Raw genomic sequence first — 18,430 nt, 5'->3', positions numbered from 1 at the left:
CTAAATTTGTTTTTATAACCTGATTGGCAAGTGTCACAATTTAGTAACCCCATAAAGCTTTCGCAACTGAGCACCCTGATTACAGATGCCGTAGACGTGGCATTCCGTAATAAAAGCTATTGGATAATTGCAGATGTAACCAACCATTCGTATAAAGAAGCGAAGAATTCCCATAATTTTGGCCTGGTAGAGAAAGATGTAAATTCTCATACTATTGTAGCCAAAGTAGCCGGCAAGGCATGGGGTACCAGTGCTGTGAAGATTAAGGATTTTGAAAATATAACCGGGCAGCGTTTTACTAATAATATCCAGGTACTTATACTGGTAAGCATTGAATACCATGCCCAGTACGGGCTATCTGTAGCGCTCCTCAATATTGACCCCAATTTTACCTTAGGCGTGCTGGAACAACAGCGCAAAGCGACCCTTGAAATGCTGGTATTGCGTAATAAATTTATTAAAAAAATTGGTGACGGCTACCTTACAGGCAATAATGAACTCAGGCTGAATCCCGTTCTGCAGCGTATAGCGCTGATTTCGTCATCTATATCAGCCGGTAGTGAAGATTTCAGGCACACCCTCGACAATAACGATTACGGTTATACCTATCAGGTGGATGATTACTTTGCCGGAGTGCAGGGTGAAAAAAATGTACAGCAATTTGTGGATAGGCTGGTAGCGGTCTATAATTCCGGAGTTGCATACGATGCAGTAGTAATTGTGCGCGGTGGCGGTGCACAGACTGATTTCCTTATCTTTGATAATTATCGAATTGCACGCGCCGTTGCAAAGTTCCCCATTCCGATAATCACCGGCATAGGGCATCAGAAAAATGAGACCATAACAGACTTGATGGTACACACCAAAACAAAAACGCCGACCAAAGCAGCAGAGTTTATTGTGGCGCACAATAGAAATTTTGAACTAAGCATGATCCTCTTCCAGAGAAACGTGGTTTTTAGGTCACAAAACCTCATTGCTGTCGCCCAGCAAAAACTAACCATACTGTACTATGGTTTGATAGAGAGTGCACGCAATACTTCGGGTGTGCAAAAGGAGAAGCTCATAGGGTTGGATCATAAAGTAACCGAAAAGGCAAAATCCATGATCTTTAGCCAACAGAACAAATTAATAAGCACTGCTGCTAAACTTGCTGTCAGGCCTTTGATCCTGCTTAACGATAAGAAGAATGAAATTAGGAGCCAACAGGAAAACGTTAGAATGTTTGCGACGGCCTATCTTAAAAAACAGAATGATACCATTACAAATTTTGAAGGAGCAATCCGGATAATGTCCCCGGAAAGCACATTGAAAAGAGGATATGCCATCATCAGGAAAAATGATATAATAGCCTTTAATGGAGCTGGCCTGGAACAAGGTGATGATATAGAAATTATATTTGCAGAGAGCATACTACATGCAACAATAAAAGAAAAAAAAGAACATAATGGAAGAAGGAATGACTTATGAAAAAGCTTATAAGGAGCTGGAGCAAATAACAACGGAAATTGAAAATGAATCCATAACGGTAGACGTGCTCGCAGACAAAGTGAGGCGGGCTTCTGAATTGGTTGAGTTCTGTCGTGAAAAACTTAGGTCCGCTGAGTTGGAAATTAATAAGATTACCTCACAAAGCGATTCTCAGATTTCTGCAAAATAATGCATCACAGGTTTTCGTTGAATAACAAAAATCCAATATAATAAGAGGGATTAATGCTCCCCTTTTGTCAGGAATCCTTTTATTTCCATGAACATCCCCTTCACACTTTCAGCGCTCAGGTCATCGGCTTCAAACTCTTTAGTCTCGATACTGCAGGCATACTCCCAAATCTCAAGCACTTCGGAGACCCGTATTTCATAGGGTGCGTAAAACGTATTATTTGACTGGAGCATCAGCCGGTTGTTGCCATTGCGGTTCAGCCGCTTGTAAACAATGCCCTCACTTTTAGTCAGTAGTACATACGTCCGCCCATCCATTACATCTCCAAGTTGTTCCACATAGCGCCCTACAATAAAAGAACCGTCTTTATGCGGCGGCATTGAATCTCCAGAGACCGGGAACGCACGGTATTTTCCGTTGCGTAAAAAGGGCAGCGAGATCTGCTGCAGCTTTTCAATAAACTCGGGGTCACTATAGCCACTGGTGTAACCCGCCTTCGCCTTATGGGGGACGACCTCAATTACGTTTTCGCCATCTTTATCTACTGTGATTGGCAATAGTATCCTATTACCTGCCAGCTGCAAAAGGTCATCCACGGGGACCTTGCGTACATCCACAGAAAGCAAAAGGTCAATGCTGATATGGTAATAATGGGCAAGGCGTTGCAGCAGCGCATACGGGGCTTCTGAGCGCCCGGACTCATATTTTACATAGGCGCCACGCGAAATTAAGAGCTCGTCAGCAAGTTTTTCCTGAGAAATGTTCTTTTGCGTCCTGAGGTACCTGATGTTGTCGGAAAATAAAGACATAGCGTTAATTGTTACAAATTGGAACAGCAAATATAATTTAATTTGTTACAATCTGGTCTAATTTTGCAAAGTATTATTAATGCAATGGTTATGGAAAGGGCAATCGTACATATGGATTTGGATACATTCTTCGTATCCTGTGTGAGGCTTCAACATCCTGAATTGGAAGGGGTTCCGCTAATTGTTGGGGGTGGCGACCGAGGTGTAGTGGCCTCCTGCTCCTATGAGGCGCGCAGGTTCGGTGTGCATGCTGCCATGGCTACTAAAATGGCATTAAGGCTCTGCCCTGAAGCGAGGATTGTTAAAGGGGATATGGAATTATTTTCCCGCTATTCCAACACCGTGACACAGATTATTGAGGATAAAGCGCCCGTGGTGGAAAAAGCATCTATTGACGAGCACTACCTGGACATCACCGGGATGGACCGGTTCCATGGGGCGTACAAATGGACCAACGAGCTCGCTGCAAAAGTGACCCATGAAACGGGGCTACCGATAAGTTTCGCCTTATCAGTAAATAAAACCGTTTCCAAGATAGCCACCGGCGAGGGCAAGCCCAAAGGCAACCTTGAGATCGCTGCTCCGCAGGTACGACAATTCCTCAACCCGCTTTCCATCCGTAAGATCCCGATGGTGGGCAATGCGACATTTACATTGTTATCCCGTATTGGCATCCGCAACATACAGACCCTTGCGGAAATGCCGGCACCCGTGCTGCAGGAAATGATTGGGGTCAATGGGTTGGAACTATGGAAGAAAGCCAATGGTATCGATAACAGGCCTGTAGAGCCGCACCGCAACCGTAAGTCCCTGTCTACCGAGGACACCTTTCATCAGGATACCACCGATATACAGTTCCTGCGCGCTGTATTATGCGGGATGGTAGAATCCCTGGCCTACCAGCTTCGTCAGGAAAACTGGCTTACATCTACGGTAACCGTTAAGATCCGGTATTCCAATTTTGATACAGAATTCAAGCAATGTACCGTGCCGTATACTTCTGCCGACCATACCCTTACAAATACTGTACTGGAACTTTTTAAAAAGCTCTACCATCGCCGCATGAGCCTTCGTATGGTCGGCGTGAGTTTTAGCGGGCTGGTACGCGGTACCTACCAGATCAATATGTTCGAAGATACGGTAGAAATGATGTCCCTCTACCAGGCGATGGACAAGATTAAGAATCGTTTTGGTGCCAATGCCGTCATGCGCTGCAATGGTGCATTCCTAAAACCCAAAGCCCTTTAATATGTATCTCAACTGCCATTCCTTTCACAGCCTGCGTTACGGCACCATCCCGGTAGCAGAACTTATACCGCTTGCGAAAAGCTGCGGGGTTACGGCTATGGCACTCACCGATATTAATACGGTAACCGGTATTTATGAATTTTATAAGGCGTGCAGCGAAGCAGGGATCAAGGCAATTGTAGGGATGGAATTGCATCAGGAGAACAGGCTGCATTATATCGCACTGGCAAAAAACCGTGCAGGCCTTGGAGAGATTAACCGGCTGCGCACCCAGCACAACCTTGCCGGGACTGTATTGCCGCTTGCCGCCCCGGATTTTATAAACGTTGCTGTAATTTATCCCATTGAGAACATCCCTGAAGTGCTTCGCGATTTTGAATATATTGGCATCCGCCCTGAAGAACTTTCCTTGCTCATACGCCCTGAGTGGCAGTCAAAGCTGGATAAGATGGTCGTCCTGCGTCCTGTTACCTTTCGGGATAGGACGGAATATAACCTGCACCGCATATTGAGGGCTATCGACCTGAATACCCTTGGGAGCAAGCTGGACCCTTCGGATTATTGTGCCCCGGGCGAGGTTATGATTCCGGAAAGTGAACTAATTGCCACTTATGCTATGTACCCTGTTATTATTGAAAACACAAGGAAACTCATGGACGGATGCCATTTTGAATATGAATTTAAAGTGCCGCGCAATAAAAAGCACTATACCGCCGGCAGGGATACTGACCTGCAGCTCCTGAGCCGCCTGGCACAACAAGGTATGGTAAAAAGATACGGCGCAGTCAACAGCGCTGCGCAGCAGCGTGTGGAGAAAGAGCTTAAAGTAATCCACGAATTGGAGTTCAGCGGCTACTTCCTCATTACTTGGGACATTATCCGTTACAGCAACTCCATGGGGTTCCTGCATATTGGGCGCGGCAGCGGTGCCAACAGCATTATTGCCTACTGCCTGGGCATTACCGATATCTGCCCCTTGGAACTTGACCTGTATTTTGAGCGGTTTCTTAACCTTAACCGTAAAAGCCCTCCGGACTTTGATATTGACTGGTCCTGGAAAGAGCGCGATACCATATTGGAATACATCTTCACCCGCTACGGGCGGGAGCATGTTGCCTTCTGCGGTACCAACGTGGAATTCAAATACAAATCCATATTCCGGGAACTCGGCAAGGTCTTCGGCCGCCCCAAGGAAGAGTTGGATAAGTTATCAGGCACTTCAATGGACCAGCACGATAAAAACGAGATCGTCAGGCAGATACATAAATACGGGATGATGATGGAAAAATACCCCAACCAGCGCTCGATGCACTCCTGTGGGATCATCATTTCTGAAGACCCCATTACGGATTTTACGGCGCTTGAAATGCCGCCCAAAGGGTTTCCGATCGTGCAGTTCGATATGCATGTTGCCGAAGAGATAGGCTTCGAGAAATTCGATATCCTCTCCCAAAGAGGGATTGGCCATATCGACGATGCCGCCAAACTGGTTAAAAAGAACCGTGGTATTGACGTAAATATCCGTGATACATCCATTTCAAAAGATGAAGCTACCTGTAATGAATATTTAGGGCGTGGCAACACCATCGGCTGCTTTTATATCGAAAGTCCTGCCATGCGGGGATTACTGCGCCGCCTGAAATGCAACAATTACAAAGTATTGGTAGCTGCCTCTTCCATCATACGCCCCGGTGTAGCCCAGTCAGGGATGATGAAAGAATACATTTTCCGACATAACTACCCGGATAAGTTCGAGTATTTCCACCCGGTATTTGAAGAGCAGCTGGGCGAGACCTATGGCATTATGGTGTATCAGGAAGACGTGATCAAGATCGCACTGCATTATGGGGGCTTGCCTGCAGCGGATGGGGATATACTGCGCCGTGCCATGAGCGGCAAGGGGCGCTCAAAAGAAGCGCTTCAAAGAGTAAAAGATCATTTCTTCGAATGTTGCGCCCTTCAGGGCCATCCCGAACAATTAAGCACTGAGATCTACCGCCAGATCGAATCCTTTGCCGGTTATTCCTTCTGCAAAGCACACTCCGCATCCTACGCCGTGGAAAGCTACCAAAGCCTCTACCTTAAAGTGCATTACCCTATCGAGTTCATGGTCGCAGTCATCAACAACCAGGGCGGGTTCTACCGCACGGAGGTCTATGTACACGAGGCGCGGATGTCCGGGGCAATCATCTACAACCCGTGCATTAATAAAAGCGGTATTGAAACGACCCTGTACGGAAAAGAAGTGTATCTGGGATTTATGCACCTGCAAGGGCTGAATGCTGAGGTTGCCCGTAAAATCGTAGAGGAGCGTGAGGCCATGGGAGACTATACGTCGCTTGAAGATTTCATTAACCGCATCACTATAGGTATAGAGGGGCTGCAACTGCTGATCTACATTGGTGCGCTGCGCTGCACCGGGAAAAACAAAAATGAGCTGCTTGTTACCGCCCGGCGCATCATGCTGCGCTTCCGCCCGGAAAACCGGCACCCTCAATTACTGCCTGAACCTGTCAAGCAGTACCGCCTGCCCGAACTCAGACGCTCGCCTTTTGAAGATGCCTTCGACGAGATCGAATTATTGGGTTTTCCTGTTTCGGTAACGCCTTTTAACCTTTTAAAGACCGCCTACCGCGGGGACGTCATGGCGCGCGACCTGGTACAGCACCATAAAAAGCAGGTCAGGATGCTGGCCTACCTGGTATCGCGCAAGCATGTACCCACCAAAATGGGTGCCATGTACTTTGGTACCTGGATCGATGCCAATGGGGAATTCTTTGACACGGCACATTTTACGGGAAGCCTGAAAGAATACCCTTTTAAAGGCGGGGGCTGTTACCTGCTGCTCGGTACCGTAGAGGTGGACTATCATTTCCCAACCATCACAATATCTAAGATGGAAAAGATGCCCTTCATACCCGACCCGCGGTACAGGGAAGGCGAGGTGGAAAGCGGCAGGACGCAGGAGAAGCTGCGCGAAGATGTATCAATGACCAATCGTGAACCTTATCCGCAGGAACAAGAGATCAACCTGCCCAGGTTTAAGATGGGCACTGCAAAATAATTTATAGGTAGAGAAGCTTTATGATGACACTTTTTAATGACACCGACTTGTTTATAGTTGGCACTACGCCCAAAAAATATATTGACCTTCCGGATATGGAATTAATGCATTATGATGGCTTCATCGATAGGGAGCAGGCTGATGAATACTATATTGCACTGCTAAATAATACGCCATGGTGTGAATACCAGATGCCGATGTATGATAAAATAGTCACGGCACCGCGTATGGTTGCCTGGTACGGTACGCAGGACGAAGCTGGCGAAAAAGCTTTGCCATGGACACCGGAGCTTTCAGAACTGCGGTTAAAGGTTGAAAAAGAAACGGGACTGCTGTTTAATGCCGTACTCCTTAACCTGTACCGAAATGGTAACGATAGCGTTGCGTGGCATTCCGACAAGGAACACCGAATTGGAAGTAACCCTAATATTGCCTCGATAACTTTTGGGCAAACAAGGCCGTTTAAGTTCCGCCATAAGACCAACAAGGAAATTGCTCAGGTTGAAATACCGTTGCATCATGGTTCTTTGCTGCTTATGTCGGGTACTACGAATACCTTCTGGGAGCACCATATACCTAAATCCGCCAAGGAAATGTTGCCAAGGATCAACCTTACCTTCAGGCAGGTAAAATAACGCTGATGAGTTTAACAAATTTTAACAAATTTCTTTATTCAAAAAAATTAATTTCGCAGGCTATTATGGAAGACAACTATAAATTAATACGTTTTTTAGAAGCCCAAAACCAGGTATATCTGAAGGCTTTGTCCGAAATTAAAAAAGGGCAGAAACAAGGCCACTGGATGTGGTACATATTTCCGCAACTTTTGGGTTTGGGTTCCAGCGAAAATGCACGCTACTTCGGTATCACGGGTTTGCCGGAAGCAACAGCGTATCTGCAACATCCTACACTTGGCAAACACCTTATCGAAATCACAAAAGCCGTTTTAGCCATAAATGGCAAATCGGCTTCAGATATTTTCGGGTATCCGGACGACCTAAAATTGCAATCCTCCATGACGCTATTCAGTTTGGCAGAAAATACTGATCCCATATTTAGCGAAGTAATCAACAAATATTTTGGTGGCCTATTGGACAGGCGTACACTTAAATTGTTAGAAAAATAAAGGGGGATTGCCTTGTGAGCAATCCCCCTTTATTTACTATTGTTGCTTAAGATAAGCTTCAACGGTTTCGGGCTTATTGCTTCCCGATGCTTGTACTGCATTGATAAGTTCCTCTTTACTTACCCCAAACTTTTCAGACCAGTAACGCACTTCATAGTCTTCCGATGTGCTGATACGGTCACGGTCCGGGCTTCCTGTTTTTGATGTATTATCGCTCATAGCTAATGTATTTGGTTTATACTAAATTAAAACTAATATTATATGGCGGGACCTTATTTAACCTTTCAATAGGAAAATTGATTTAGCTACCACACCTATAGCTATTGAATTATATGAATAACCCGTTTGTAACAGCCAACTCCTTACGAACTAAAGTTTTCTTAAACACAACCTTGGGCAAGCAAATTCGTGGTAACTTAATCTACAATAAGCCTTGGGGTAATTTACCATAGGCAGTGTATTGGGCATTTTTATAAGAATAATAAAGCATTGATCTTTCTCATAATAAACAGAATGATATGGAAAATTCAAAACAAGTTCAGGGCAGCCTGCAAGGCAGGACAGTTGTAATCACAGGGTCGAGCAGTGGCGTGGGGCGTGCAGCAGCCGAAGCTTTTGCAAAAGAGGGTTCTAATGTGGTGATTGTTGCCAGGGGCCAAAATGGTATTGATGAAGTGGTGGAGATATGCAGAAACTTCGGCGTTAAAGCGATTGGGGTATCTGCAGATATGGCATCGGAGCAGGATGTAGAAAAAGTAGCTGCTGCCGCACTCAAAATAAATGGGCGGATTGACATATGGATAAATAATGCCGGTGTGATGGCAAGTGGTAAGTTCGAAGAGATCCCTATGGAGATCCACGAGCAGGTTATCAAGACCAACTTATTCGGGTATTTGCACGGTGCCTACAACGCCATCAGGATTTTCAAAAAACAAAACGAAGGCATCTTGATAAATAATGTATCCATTGGTGGGTTTATGCCAGCGCCCTATAGTGCAGTATATTCCGCTACAAAATTTGGCATCAGGGGCATGATGGAATGCCTGCAAGGAGAAATATCAAATAGAAGGCATATTCATGTTTGTAACCTCTATCCGCAGCTGCAAAATTCTACCGGCAACCTGCATTCCGCTAAATATTCCGGGTTTGAAATGAAAATCCCACCCATTGCATCGGATCCGCGTGATACTGCTGCTAAAATGGTGCAACTGGCAAAACATCCAAAGAAGGATTTGTTCCCGGATCTTCGGTCGGCTACCATTACCAATCTTTATAAACTATTCCCAAAACTCATAATAAATATGGCTTCCGCGGCTGTGCGCATCAAAATGAAATCGAATGAAAACAAAAAAGGCGACGCAGGCAACATACTAACAAATTCAAAGCAACCATTAAGGGTTTACGGACAGCCTCCGGTTCCTTCATCTGCCAAAAAACTTAGTGTAGCGGTATTAGCCGGGGCAGCCCTGGGAGCTGCTATAGTGCTACTGGCGAAAAATCACAATAAAGCAATTAAACATTAGATTTGCTGCATGCAAAAAAATGATTATTTAAAATCTGATTAACGTTATATTTGTAGTACAAATAAATGCTATGGATGTATTGCAGCGCAATAATGTGAGGTCTTTTGGAAAGGGTAGCCAGACACTTTTATTCGCACACGGTTTCGGGTGCGACCAAAATATGTGGCGTTTTATTACTCCGGCTTTTGAAGCGCAGTTTAAAATTGTGACATTCGATTATGTAGGCTGCGGAAATTCTGATATGGAGGCATATAACCCGAATCGTTATAGCAGCCTTCATGGTTATGCTCAGGATATTATAGAACTATGCGACGCTCTTGAACTTAATCAGATTATATTCATAGGTCATTCTGTAAGTTGTATGATTGGTGCGCTAGCGTCTATTCAAAGAATGTATTTGTTCAAATCCCTGATAATGATCGGGCCTTCAGCAAAATATGTTAATGATGATGAATATTATGGCGGATTTTCTAATGGCGATCTCGAAGGGCTTTTTGAAGTCATGGATTATAATTATATTGGGTGGGCAAGCTTCCTTGCACCCGTTGTTATGAAAAACAGTGACCAGCCTGAACTGGCTCAAGAACTTGAAGAGAGTTTTTGCGCTACGGATCCTGACATCAACCGTAAGTTTGCAAGGGTCACTTTTTTCTCAGATAACAGGGATGATCTCAAAAAGCTAAAGGTACCAAGTCTGATCATGCAGTGTTCTGAAGATGCAATAGCGCCTGATGAAGTAGGCCATTATGTTGCACATAACATTCCGTTTAGCACTTTTGTTAAAATGGAAGCTACAGGCCACTGCCCGCATCTTAGCCACCCGGCCGAAACAATATCAATAATCCATAATTATATCTCAGCATAGTATCGAAGCGAAAAAGAATCATATAGATTTCCCTGATAGCGATTATGACGCTTATCCTTGCTATTTATTCTCCTTTTCCGAGAGTGGGTTCATTACGAAGATAAATTCGGCATTATTAAAAGATTTGGAATACCAACGGGAGGATGTTGTTGCATTAATGAAATTTGAAGACCTGCTCACCGTGGGCAGCCGGATTTTTTTCCAGACGCATTTTTTTCCAATGATAAAGATGCAGGGCTTTGCAGAGGAAGTTTTCCTTTCTTTTAAAACCAGCAATGGGAACGATTTTCCGGTACTCTTAAATGTAAACCTTGCAAATAAAGGAGAATCATTCGAAATGAATTTTGGGGGCATGAAAATATCCAACCGAAATAAATTTGAAAAAGAAATATTAGAGGCAAAAAACGCCGCTGAGAGTGCCTTACTGGAGAATGCTGAACTTAGTGAAATGCGTAATACGTTACTGGATAACCAAAGGCAATTATCGAGACAGGTAGAGGAGCTTGCCGACCGAAATCAGCAGATTACACAGATCAATAAAATATTATCGCACGACCTTCAGGAACCCCTGAGAAAAATTAGTTTTTTCAGCCACAAGATTATGGCAGATTATGAGGATACGATTGATACTGCCGCAAAAAATAATTTAGAAAAAATTACCGGCCTTATTGATAAATCCCGATCATTGCTCGAAGGCTTAGAACGCTATAATAGCCTTGAGACAAAAAAGCTTACTTATTCCGAAATAAACCTATTTGACGTAGTTAAGTCCGCTGAAAAACAAATTGATGTAACTGATCAACAGAGGGGGTATGACATAATAATAAATAAGCACCTGAACTTTAAAGCCGACAGTACACTTATACGGCATCTGTTTTTGGAACTATTATCGAATTCAATAAAATTTGCGAAGCCTAAACAACAACTTCTAATTAAAATTGATGCCGAAATAATCGCTCAAAATACTTTGAAGGCATCTGGACAGTATTTATATGAGGACTTTGCGAGAATCACATTTGAGGATAATGGCTCTGGCTTTCGGCAAGAGGGCACTAAAGTGTTTGAGATTTTCAGGAAAGCACATGTTCAGGAAAAGGCTATCGGTATTGGATTAGCGTATTGCAAAAAGATAATGCAACGCCACAACGGCAGCATTACAGTTGATTCAGAAGAAGGGGTTGGTACAATCTTTACGATCCTGCTACCCGTAATTTCGAAGCAATAGTAAGCAGTATGTAATTTTAGGTTTTAGATAACTTAAGTTACCCTAAAAAAGGTGAAAATCAGTCACATGATATCATTCATTTATAAATATGACATTGCCCAATTGTAAGCTAAAACAAATTATCTTAAATTTGAGGCTTATAATCAGCGCCTATTGTGATCGACGGAAGTAATACAACAGAGGAATACCCTTTTTTTAAAGGTGGGGGAACGATGGGCAAAATTACCCGTGAACATGATTGGTCAAAAACGTTGCTGGGCATCCCTTCTGCCTGGCCGCAAAGCCTGCAAACATCCCTAAGCATTGTCTTAAATTCTATCCAACCTATGGTAGTACTATGGGGAGAAGAAAACACCTGCATATTTAATGATGCCTATAGATCAATATCTTCAATATCAAGTAACGCTGAAGCGGTTATGGGTAAATCCGCCGAGGCACTGTGGGGAAGTGACTGGGACTTGATCAAACCACTAATACAACAGATAAAAACGTACGGCGAAGTAATTGACGAGAATCGTCACTTTCAGGAAATTTATACATTAAATGGCCCGGATGCTGCATGGAGCGCTAATTACAGCCCCATCTACGGAGAAAACCAGGCTATAAGTGGAGTATTGGTAAGTTGGTTTGAAAAATTTTCAAAAAACCATCAGGATAATGAAATAAAAAGCCGGACCCAATATGAACTGGATGAGAGTGAGATGCACCTTCAGCTTTTAAGGGATACAGTTCCTGCCATGATATTTTATATCGATAATGAGCAGCGGTACCTGTCTTATAACCAGGTTTTCCGTTCGTGGTTTGGAGTGGGGCCAACTGATGCCATTGGAAAAACGGTCTGTGAGTTTTTAGGTGAAGCCGCTTATGAAAAAGTGGGGCCGCGCCTGGATGTTGCCTATAGTGGCGTGCAGGAGCGATACGAACTTTTTGCACCCTCACGCATAGGTGTGCCGCGTTGGCTGGATATTGTATATACACCACATAAAAATACCGAAGGTCAGGTGGTGGGTGTTATTGTACATGCGACAGATGTGACAAAAAGTAAACAAACGGAAATTTCACTGCGGCAGAGCGAAGCACGTTTCAGGGCGCTGATAGAAGAGGCTCCGGTGGCAACCTGCCTTTTTACCGGAAGGGAATTAACCATCGAAATCGCTAACGAGCTAATGCTTGGCGTTTGGGGTAAGGATCGCTCGGTAATTGGCCAAACACTTGAGAATGGTGTGCCGGAACTAAGAGGGCAGCCATTTTTAGATATTCTTGACAAGGTCTTTACAACCGGTATTGAATACTCGGATACCGCCGCCCCGGCCGAACTTGAAGTAAATGGAATCCTTAGTACCTATTATTTTAATTTTACATATAAACCGCTGTTTAACGAAAATGGAGAAGTTTATGGTATTATGGATATGGCGGTAGACGTGACAGAACAGGTACTGATACGAAAACGGGTCGAAGAAAATGAGGGGAAACTACGTACCTTAATCCAGTCGGCACCACCCGCGATAGGCATGTTTGTCGGGCGCGAACTGATTATAGAAAGCCCGAACCGGGCCTTTAGAGATACTATAGGCCGTGGAAATGATATCGAGGGTAAATCCCTTAAAGCCCTGATGCCCGAACTGGAGCAGCAACCATTTTTAGATCTGCTTGATAATGTTTTTACAACCGGAGAAATGTTCCAGGCGGACAGCGCAAAATTACAGGTGCTGAAAGATGGAAAACTGGAAGAGAAATATTTCAATGTTACATTTTCGCCTTTATTTAATGAGGAAGGCAATGTCTACGCTATTATTGATGTAAGTGTTGACGTGACGGATTATGTGATTGCAAAAGAGGGCATTGAAGCCAAAGAAAAAGAATTACGCGATTTAATTAATGCCGCGCCGGTAGGTATTTGCGTTGTGAGTAATGCACCGGTTAAAATTGAGGAAGTAAACGACCGTTTTTTACAAATATTAGGGATAAAGGGTGAACAACTTATTGGTAAGCCGGACTGGATGCTATTCGGTGACATGGCGCAAATTTTTGAACGGGAACTCGATATTTTATTGAAATCCGGCGTAAAACATATAACTGAAGAACAGCAAATAAAAATCTTGAGGAATGACGCCGAAGAAAGTATTTTCATAACTTTTGAATATGTACCGCTTCTGGACAGTAACAGTGACATCAGCAAAGTAATGATCATAGCTATTGAGATGACACATCAGGTCCAGATGCGTAAAGAAATAGAAAAGGCGGTTACAGAAAGAACAAAAGAACTTGCCGCTTCCAATATCAGCCTTCAGCGTTCTAATAACGAGCTGGAACAGTTTGCCTACATAGCTTCACACGATCTCCAGGAACCGGTCCGTAAAATCAATACCTTTGTCGGTAAGCTTGAAGATAACCTCAGCACAATTAATGGAAAATCCAGGATATATATTGATAAAATAAAAAGCTCTACGGGGCGGATGGAGATACTTATTCGCGATGTGCTGGCACTGTCCATTGTTTCCAGAAATGCAGGGCTTCTTACCAGCGTAGATTTGCAGGCCGTGCTGCGCGAAGTGGAAAATGAGAACGAATTACAGATCAGTCAAAAGCAAGCGGTAATTGAGTATTCGGACTTACCTGTGATCAAGGCCATACCATCGCAGATGCTACAGCTCTTCAGCAACTTGGTATCGAACGCTCTAAAATATTCCCACAAACACATACGCCCTGTTATAAAGATTTCATCTTCAAAACTAAAAAATGCGGACTTAAATAACTACACACAATTATCACTTCAAAAAAAATATTACAAAATAGAGGTTTCAGATAATGGAATTGGTTTTGACAAACAGCATGCTGAGCGAATCTTTAAAATTTTCCAGCGCCTGCATGCTAAAAATGAATTCGAAGGTACAGGGATAGGATTGTCTATTTGTCAAAAAATAGTACATAACCATGGAGGTGAAATAATGGCGGCTTCAGAACCGGGAGCGGGTGCAGTTTTCATAATAATTTTACCATATTAAATATAGCTATAAATACTTCCACCAACATTTTTACTAATGCTTTAGATCGTTCATATGGGAATAATTTCTAAGTTGAGTTAAGCACTCCAATGCAATAAGATTGTCAATCCATTATAAAAACGCTGAAAGCTTCTGAGTTTGCTTCAGCGTATTTTAAGTTTGCGAAAGCAGCCTTGGGCTATTGTATCAGCCATACTTTTGTTTCCACGCTTGTTTTAAATCGGTATAGGCAACATTTGCCTCAGCATCTTTCCATTTCTTAAAGAATATAGCGGCGGCGAGTGCTTTCTCTTGTCCGCCGGTTCCCTTTTCCAACTGTTCGTAGTTATTTTCTTTATCATATTTTTTGCCACCCTTATAATTGGCATAGCGCCTTGCGCGCGTAAATCCCATCTGTAAATATTTCCTGGCCATATCAGCACCTACAAAATCACCCTGGCTTACATATTCTAAGAAAAGATGATATATCTTTTCACTACTCACCTTTGCAATCTCTTCATTTTTAAAGCGCCAGTACATACCAATCTCCTTTTTGTAAGGCTGGCAGATCAGTACCCCCTGTTCACCCTTACCGACACGGTATAGTTCCGGGTGTTGCCTGTAATCAATATCAGGCTTCCATGCATAGGCATCATTGTCGAAATTGAGGTAAGTAGGCTTATCCATATATAGTAAGTCGCGTTGATTCTATAGCTAAAGTTATGATAATTGGTTCAATACCTAATCGTTAATAACCTAACTTTAAGTACTGTATGTTTTGATATTCTATAAAAATAGTAAAAATCATGGCTTTAGATAAATACAAAGATAAACGTGACGCTTCCAAAACGCCGGAACCCTTCGGTGGCAAGAGTACAGAAAGCAACCTCCGCTTTGTCATCCAAAAACACGCAGCGTCCCACCTGCATTACGATTTCCGCCTGGAGATGGAAGGCGTACTAAAAAGCTGGGCGGTACCCAAAGGACCTTCCTTAGATCCCGATGTTAAACGCCTTGCCATGATGGTAGAAGACCACCCTTATGACTACCGCACCTTCGAAGGTATTATCCCACAAGGAGAATACGGCGGGGGAACCGTGATCGTATGGGATGAGGGTACGTATGAGCCACTGGAATCGGATGCTAAAGATAAACAGGCACAGGAAAAGGCACTACTTCACGGGCTGCACAGCGGCAAGATTAAGTTCACCATGAAAGGTAAAAAGCTGAAAGGGGAATTTGCCCTTATTAAAGCACACGGCCGTGGTGATAATGGCTGGCTGCTCATGAAGCTTGACGACAAGTATGCCACTACCGATGACGTCACTAAAAAGGACAAGTCCGTTATTTCAAATAAAACCCTGGAACAGGTGGCTGCGACAAGCACTACTATATACGGGCAAAAGCTTGTTGAGCCCGAGCAGGAAAAGCTTAAAAAGAAAGTTGTAAAAAAGGAAATGGCTATACAGGAAGATAAAATTGCAGATGCCGATACGCTGTTGAAAAACGCAAAACGCAGCAAGGTACCCGAAAAAATAAAACCCATGCTGGCTACTTTGGTAAACGAACCTTTTGATGACCCGGAATGGACCTTTGAAGTGAAATGGGATGGCTACAGATCGATTGCCTACGTCAATAAAGGAACGGTGGAACTCTCTTCACGAAACAATAAATCATTTACTGAAAAATACTACCCGTTGGTTAATACCATGAGCGACTGGACCATCAATGCAGTACTGGATGGGGAGATCCTGGTGATAGGGAAAGACGGTAAGGCCAACTTCGGCGCTTTACAGAACTGGCGCAGTGAAGCCGATGGTGACCTCGTGTATTATGCATTTGACCTGCTTTGGTATGAAGGGAAAGATACTACTGGGCTGCCGCTGTCGGAAAGACAAGCAATTCTTAAGGAAATACTACCTACCAATGACGACCATGTGCGCCTGAGCCAGGTTTTTACCGCAAGCGGGCTGGAATTCTTTGAAGCAGCAAAGAAAATGCAGCTTGAAGGTATTATGGCTAAAAAATCATCGAGCACCTACCATCCGGATGCGCGTTCCAAAGAATGGCTGAAAGTAAAGGTGAACCAACGGCAGGAAGTGGTTATTGGTGGCTTTACTAAAAATGAAGGCTCTTCGAAGACCTTCAGCTCACTACTCCTTGGCGTGTATGAAAAAGGGAAACTGGAATACGTAGGAAAAGTAGGTACAGGTTTCAATGCAAAAAAGCAGAAGGAAATGATGGAGCAGTTCAAACCACTCATCATAGATACCATTCCCTTTTCATCAGAGCCCGATGTGAATAAGCCTTCCCGATTCCGTCCAAACCCTCCTAAAGCGAAAGCAACGTGGCTAAAGCCGGAACTGGTTTGCGAGGTTAGTTTTGCCGAAGTAACTTCCGATGGTGTCTTCAGGCATCCTTCTTTTGAAGGGATGCGGTCCGACAAAAAAGCCGGCGATGTAGTACGGGAAACTGCAACTGATAGTAAGGAGGTGGCCCAGGCAGCACCAAAGGATGCGGAAGTTGCCAAATCTAAATTAGTTTCCGCACCAAAACGCGCAGGTAATCAAACCCTTTTAAATCCAAGCGAAGAAACCCAGGTTAAGAAAGTTAACGGGCATGAACTAAAGTTCAGTAACCTTAGCAAACTATACTGGCCGGAAGACGGCTATACCAAGCGCGATATGTTTAATTACTACTATCAGGTGGCTGAATTTATATTGCCTTACTTAAAAGACCGCCCGTTGTCATTGAACCGCTTTCCGGGTGGCATCCACGCCAAAAGTTTTTACCAGAAGGATGTAAAAGGCAAGGCCCCTGAATGGACGAAGACTTTTCCCTACCACACCAGTGATGGGGAGGATAAGGAATTTCTGGTAGGTAACGATGAGGCCACGTTACTATGGATGGCATCCTTGGGCTGCATTGAAATGAACCCCTGGTTCAGCCGTACAGAGCATCCTGATAATCCGGATTATTGCGTGCTTGACCTTGACCCGTCAGACACCACTACATTTGAACAGGTAATACAGGCGGCACAGGAGGTAAAGAAGGTGTTGGATGCCATTGACGTTATAAGCTATGTGAAAACATCAGGGTCTACGGGTATACACATTTATATACCCCTTGGGGCTAAGTACAGCTATGACCAGTCGCAAATGTTTGCAAAGCTATTGGTAACTATCGTACATGATACGCTACCGGATTTTACATCGCTGGAGAGAAAAATAAAAGACAGGGATGGGAAAATGTATCTTGACTTTTTACAGAACAGGCCCGGTGCGACTATAGCCTGTGCGTACTCGCTGCGCCCTAAGGTAGGTGCAACCGTTTCGATGCCATTGCATTGGGATGAGGTAAAGAAAGGATTAAAAATGAAGGATTTTACTATTGAAAATGCCATGGCAAGGATTAAAAGTGAGGGCGACCTTTTTAAAGGCACACTTGCAGCAGGTATAGATATGGAAGAGGCACTCACTAAAGCGCAGCGCGTTTTTTATTAAAGGCTATTGATTGATGGCAGTTTCTGTGAACTCTTGTATATATAATTATCATGATAAGCTGGAAATTGTTCTCGTTGCCGGCCCTGCTGCTTCTAATAGTGCAGGGAGCACTGACGCACATTTATTTTATCCACTTCTTTTTTGAGCCCTAATACTTTTACTGAGATCCGGTGATCTATTTTTTTAAGCTCTTTTTTATCAATGTCAGAAAGTTGAGTTGTATCAAAAATTTCGTTTTTTAATACATCGAGATCTTTTCGTAACTGAATTTTCATAGTGTTAAATTCACTTGGATCTGCCTTATCCTTAAATGTTTGATAAAGGGTAATAATTATGTGTCTTTTAATTTTAAAAAGTTCCATCGCAAGCATGGTATAGTCTTTCATCATTTAAGATTTAAATATTCATAGTAATTTACGCAAG

Annotated in this window: 15 protein-coding genes; 11 read left to right on the top strand and 4 right to left on the bottom strand. The window is 43.5% G+C overall.

Annotated elements, in window-relative coordinates; genetic code table 11:
* Window positions 1-30 precede the first annotated feature (30 nt).
* Window positions 31-1,470, top strand: a complete 1,440-nt coding sequence (xseA, locus tag F565_RS0116640; RefSeq protein WP_020214375.1) for an exodeoxyribonuclease VII large subunit — start codon at window positions 31-33, stop codon at window positions 1,468-1,470.
* A complete protein-coding gene (gene xseB / locus F565_RS0116635) occupies window positions 1,448-1,660 on the top strand; it encodes an exodeoxyribonuclease VII small subunit (protein ID WP_020214374.1) in 213 nt (70 codons plus the stop codon). The genes xseA and xseB overlap by 23 nt, the downstream gene beginning before the upstream one ends.
* 50 nt (window positions 1,661-1,710) lie before the next feature.
* Here xseB and F565_RS0116630 read toward each other — a convergent pair whose 3' ends face one another.
* Complete coding sequence (locus tag F565_RS0116630) at window positions 1,711-2,469, bottom strand: XRE family transcriptional regulator (RefSeq protein WP_020214373.1); 759 nt, start codon at window positions 2,467-2,469, stop codon at window positions 1,711-1,713.
* Window positions 2,470-2,559: 90 nt separating this feature from the next.
* Between F565_RS0116630 and dinB the strand changes: the two genes are divergently transcribed.
* Genes dinB through F565_RS0116610 form a run of 4 tightly spaced genes read left to right on the top strand, consistent with a single transcriptional unit; the run spans window position 2,560 to window position 7,907 of the window.
* A complete protein-coding gene (dinB, locus tag F565_RS0116625) occupies window positions 2,560-3,717 on the top strand; it encodes a DNA polymerase IV (RefSeq protein WP_035642651.1) in 1,158 nt (385 codons plus the stop codon).
* A 1-nt stretch (window position 3,718) separates the two neighbouring features.
* Window positions 3,719-6,781 carry a DNA polymerase III subunit alpha gene (locus F565_RS0116620; RefSeq protein ID WP_020214371.1) on the top strand — a complete coding sequence of 1,021 codons (3,063 nt, stop codon included), beginning with the start codon at window positions 3,719-3,721 and terminating at the stop codon, window positions 6,779-6,781.
* A gap of 20 nt (window positions 6,782-6,801) precedes the next feature.
* On the top strand, window positions 6,802-7,416 hold the full coding sequence (locus tag F565_RS0116615) for an alpha-ketoglutarate-dependent dioxygenase AlkB family protein (protein ID WP_316931049.1): 615 nt from the start codon (window positions 6,802-6,804) through the stop codon (window positions 7,414-7,416).
* Window positions 7,417-7,421: 5 nt separating this feature from the next.
* A complete protein-coding gene (locus F565_RS0116610) occupies window positions 7,422-7,907 on the top strand; it encodes a DUF1810 domain-containing protein (protein WP_020214369.1) in 486 nt (161 codons plus the stop codon).
* Window positions 7,908-7,943: 36 nt separating this feature from the next.
* On the opposite strand, the gene F565_RS0116605 is transcribed toward F565_RS0116610, so the two are convergent.
* The gene (locus tag F565_RS0116605) at window positions 7,944-8,126 is read right to left on the bottom strand and encodes a DUF3606 domain-containing protein (protein WP_020214368.1); all 183 of its coding nucleotides are present in this window, start codon (window positions 8,124-8,126) and stop codon (window positions 7,944-7,946) included.
* 299 nt (window positions 8,127-8,425) lie between these two features.
* Here F565_RS0116605 and F565_RS0116600 point away from each other — a divergent pair, with 299 nt between their 5' ends.
* From F565_RS0116600 to F565_RS0116585, 4 genes are all read left to right on the top strand, one after another.
* Window positions 8,426-9,430, top strand: a complete 1,005-nt coding sequence (locus F565_RS0116600; RefSeq protein WP_020214367.1) for an SDR family NAD(P)-dependent oxidoreductase — start codon at window positions 8,426-8,428, stop codon at window positions 9,428-9,430.
* A 70-nt stretch (window positions 9,431-9,500) separates the two neighbouring features.
* Window positions 9,501-10,295, top strand: a complete 795-nt coding sequence (locus F565_RS0116595; RefSeq protein WP_020214366.1) for an alpha/beta fold hydrolase — start codon at window positions 9,501-9,503, stop codon at window positions 10,293-10,295.
* A gap of 124 nt (window positions 10,296-10,419) precedes the next feature.
* Window positions 10,420-11,520, top strand: coding sequence for a sensor histidine kinase (locus F565_RS0116590; protein WP_154652646.1), 1,101 nt, complete (start codon window positions 10,420-10,422; stop codon window positions 11,518-11,520).
* A 155-nt stretch (window positions 11,521-11,675) separates the two neighbouring features.
* On the top strand, window positions 11,676-14,525 hold the full coding sequence (locus F565_RS0116585; protein ID WP_020214364.1) for a PAS domain-containing protein: 2,850 nt from the start codon (window positions 11,676-11,678) through the stop codon (window positions 14,523-14,525).
* A 186-nt stretch (window positions 14,526-14,711) separates the two neighbouring features.
* Here the strand turns inward: F565_RS0116585 and F565_RS0116580 are convergent, their stop codons facing one another.
* A complete protein-coding gene (locus F565_RS0116580) occupies window positions 14,712-15,191 on the bottom strand; it encodes a DUF4385 domain-containing protein (RefSeq protein ID WP_020214363.1) in 480 nt (159 codons plus the stop codon).
* Between the two features lie 119 nt (window positions 15,192-15,310).
* Here F565_RS0116580 and ligD point away from each other — a divergent pair, with 119 nt between their 5' ends.
* Entirely contained in the window at window positions 15,311-18,007 is a 2,697-nt protein-coding gene (gene ligD / locus F565_RS0116575; protein ID WP_020214362.1) for a DNA ligase D, read from the top strand.
* A 92-nt stretch (window positions 18,008-18,099) separates the two neighbouring features.
* Here the strand turns inward: ligD and F565_RS0116570 are convergent, their stop codons facing one another.
* Window positions 18,100-18,396, bottom strand: coding sequence for a hypothetical protein (locus F565_RS0116570; RefSeq protein ID WP_020214361.1), 297 nt, complete (start codon window positions 18,394-18,396; stop codon window positions 18,100-18,102).
* Between the last annotated feature and the right edge of the window lie 34 nt (window positions 18,397-18,430).

Source organism: Flavobacterium rivuli WB 3.3-2 = DSM 21788, from assembly GCF_000378485.1.
In the GTDB taxonomy this organism is placed as follows: Bacteria; Bacteroidota; Bacteroidia; order Flavobacteriales; family Flavobacteriaceae; genus Flavobacterium; species Flavobacterium rivuli.
Note: the sequence above shows the minus strand (reverse complement) of the source record. Positions and strands in the feature narration are given on the sequence as shown.

Excerpts from the sequence above, each read along its gene's own strand:
- xseB (WP_020214374.1), top strand. The coding sequence starts at position 1,448 with ATGGAAGAAGGAATGACTTATGAAAAAGCTTATAAGGAGCTGGAGCAA.
- F565_RS0116630 (WP_020214373.1), bottom strand. The coding sequence starts at position 2,469 with ATGTCTTTATTTTCCGACAACATCAGGTACCTCAGGACGCAAAAGAAC.
- dinB (WP_035642651.1), top strand. The coding sequence starts at position 2,560 with ATGGAAAGGGCAATCGTACATATGGATTTGGATACATTCTTCGTATCC.
- F565_RS0116620 (WP_020214371.1), top strand. The coding sequence starts at position 3,719 with ATGTATCTCAACTGCCATTCCTTTCACAGCCTGCGTTACGGCACCATC.
- F565_RS0116615 (WP_316931049.1), top strand. The coding sequence starts at position 6,802 with ATGATGACACTTTTTAATGACACCGACTTGTTTATAGTTGGCACTACG.
- F565_RS0116610 (WP_020214369.1), top strand. The coding sequence starts at position 7,422 with ATGAGTTTAACAAATTTTAACAAATTTCTTTATTCAAAAAAATTAATT.
- F565_RS0116605 (WP_020214368.1), bottom strand. The coding sequence starts at position 8,126 with ATGAGCGATAATACATCAAAAACAGGAAGCCCGGACCGTGACCGTATC.
- F565_RS0116600 (WP_020214367.1), top strand. The coding sequence starts at position 8,426 with ATGGAAAATTCAAAACAAGTTCAGGGCAGCCTGCAAGGCAGGACAGTT.
- F565_RS0116595 (WP_020214366.1), top strand. The coding sequence starts at position 9,501 with ATGGATGTATTGCAGCGCAATAATGTGAGGTCTTTTGGAAAGGGTAGC.
- F565_RS0116580 (WP_020214363.1), bottom strand. The coding sequence starts at position 15,191 with ATGGATAAGCCTACTTACCTCAATTTCGACAATGATGCCTATGCATGG.
- ligD (WP_020214362.1), top strand. The coding sequence starts at position 15,311 with ATGGCTTTAGATAAATACAAAGATAAACGTGACGCTTCCAAAACGCCG.
- F565_RS0116570 (WP_020214361.1), bottom strand. The coding sequence starts at position 18,396 with ATGATGAAAGACTATACCATGCTTGCGATGGAACTTTTTAAAATTAAA.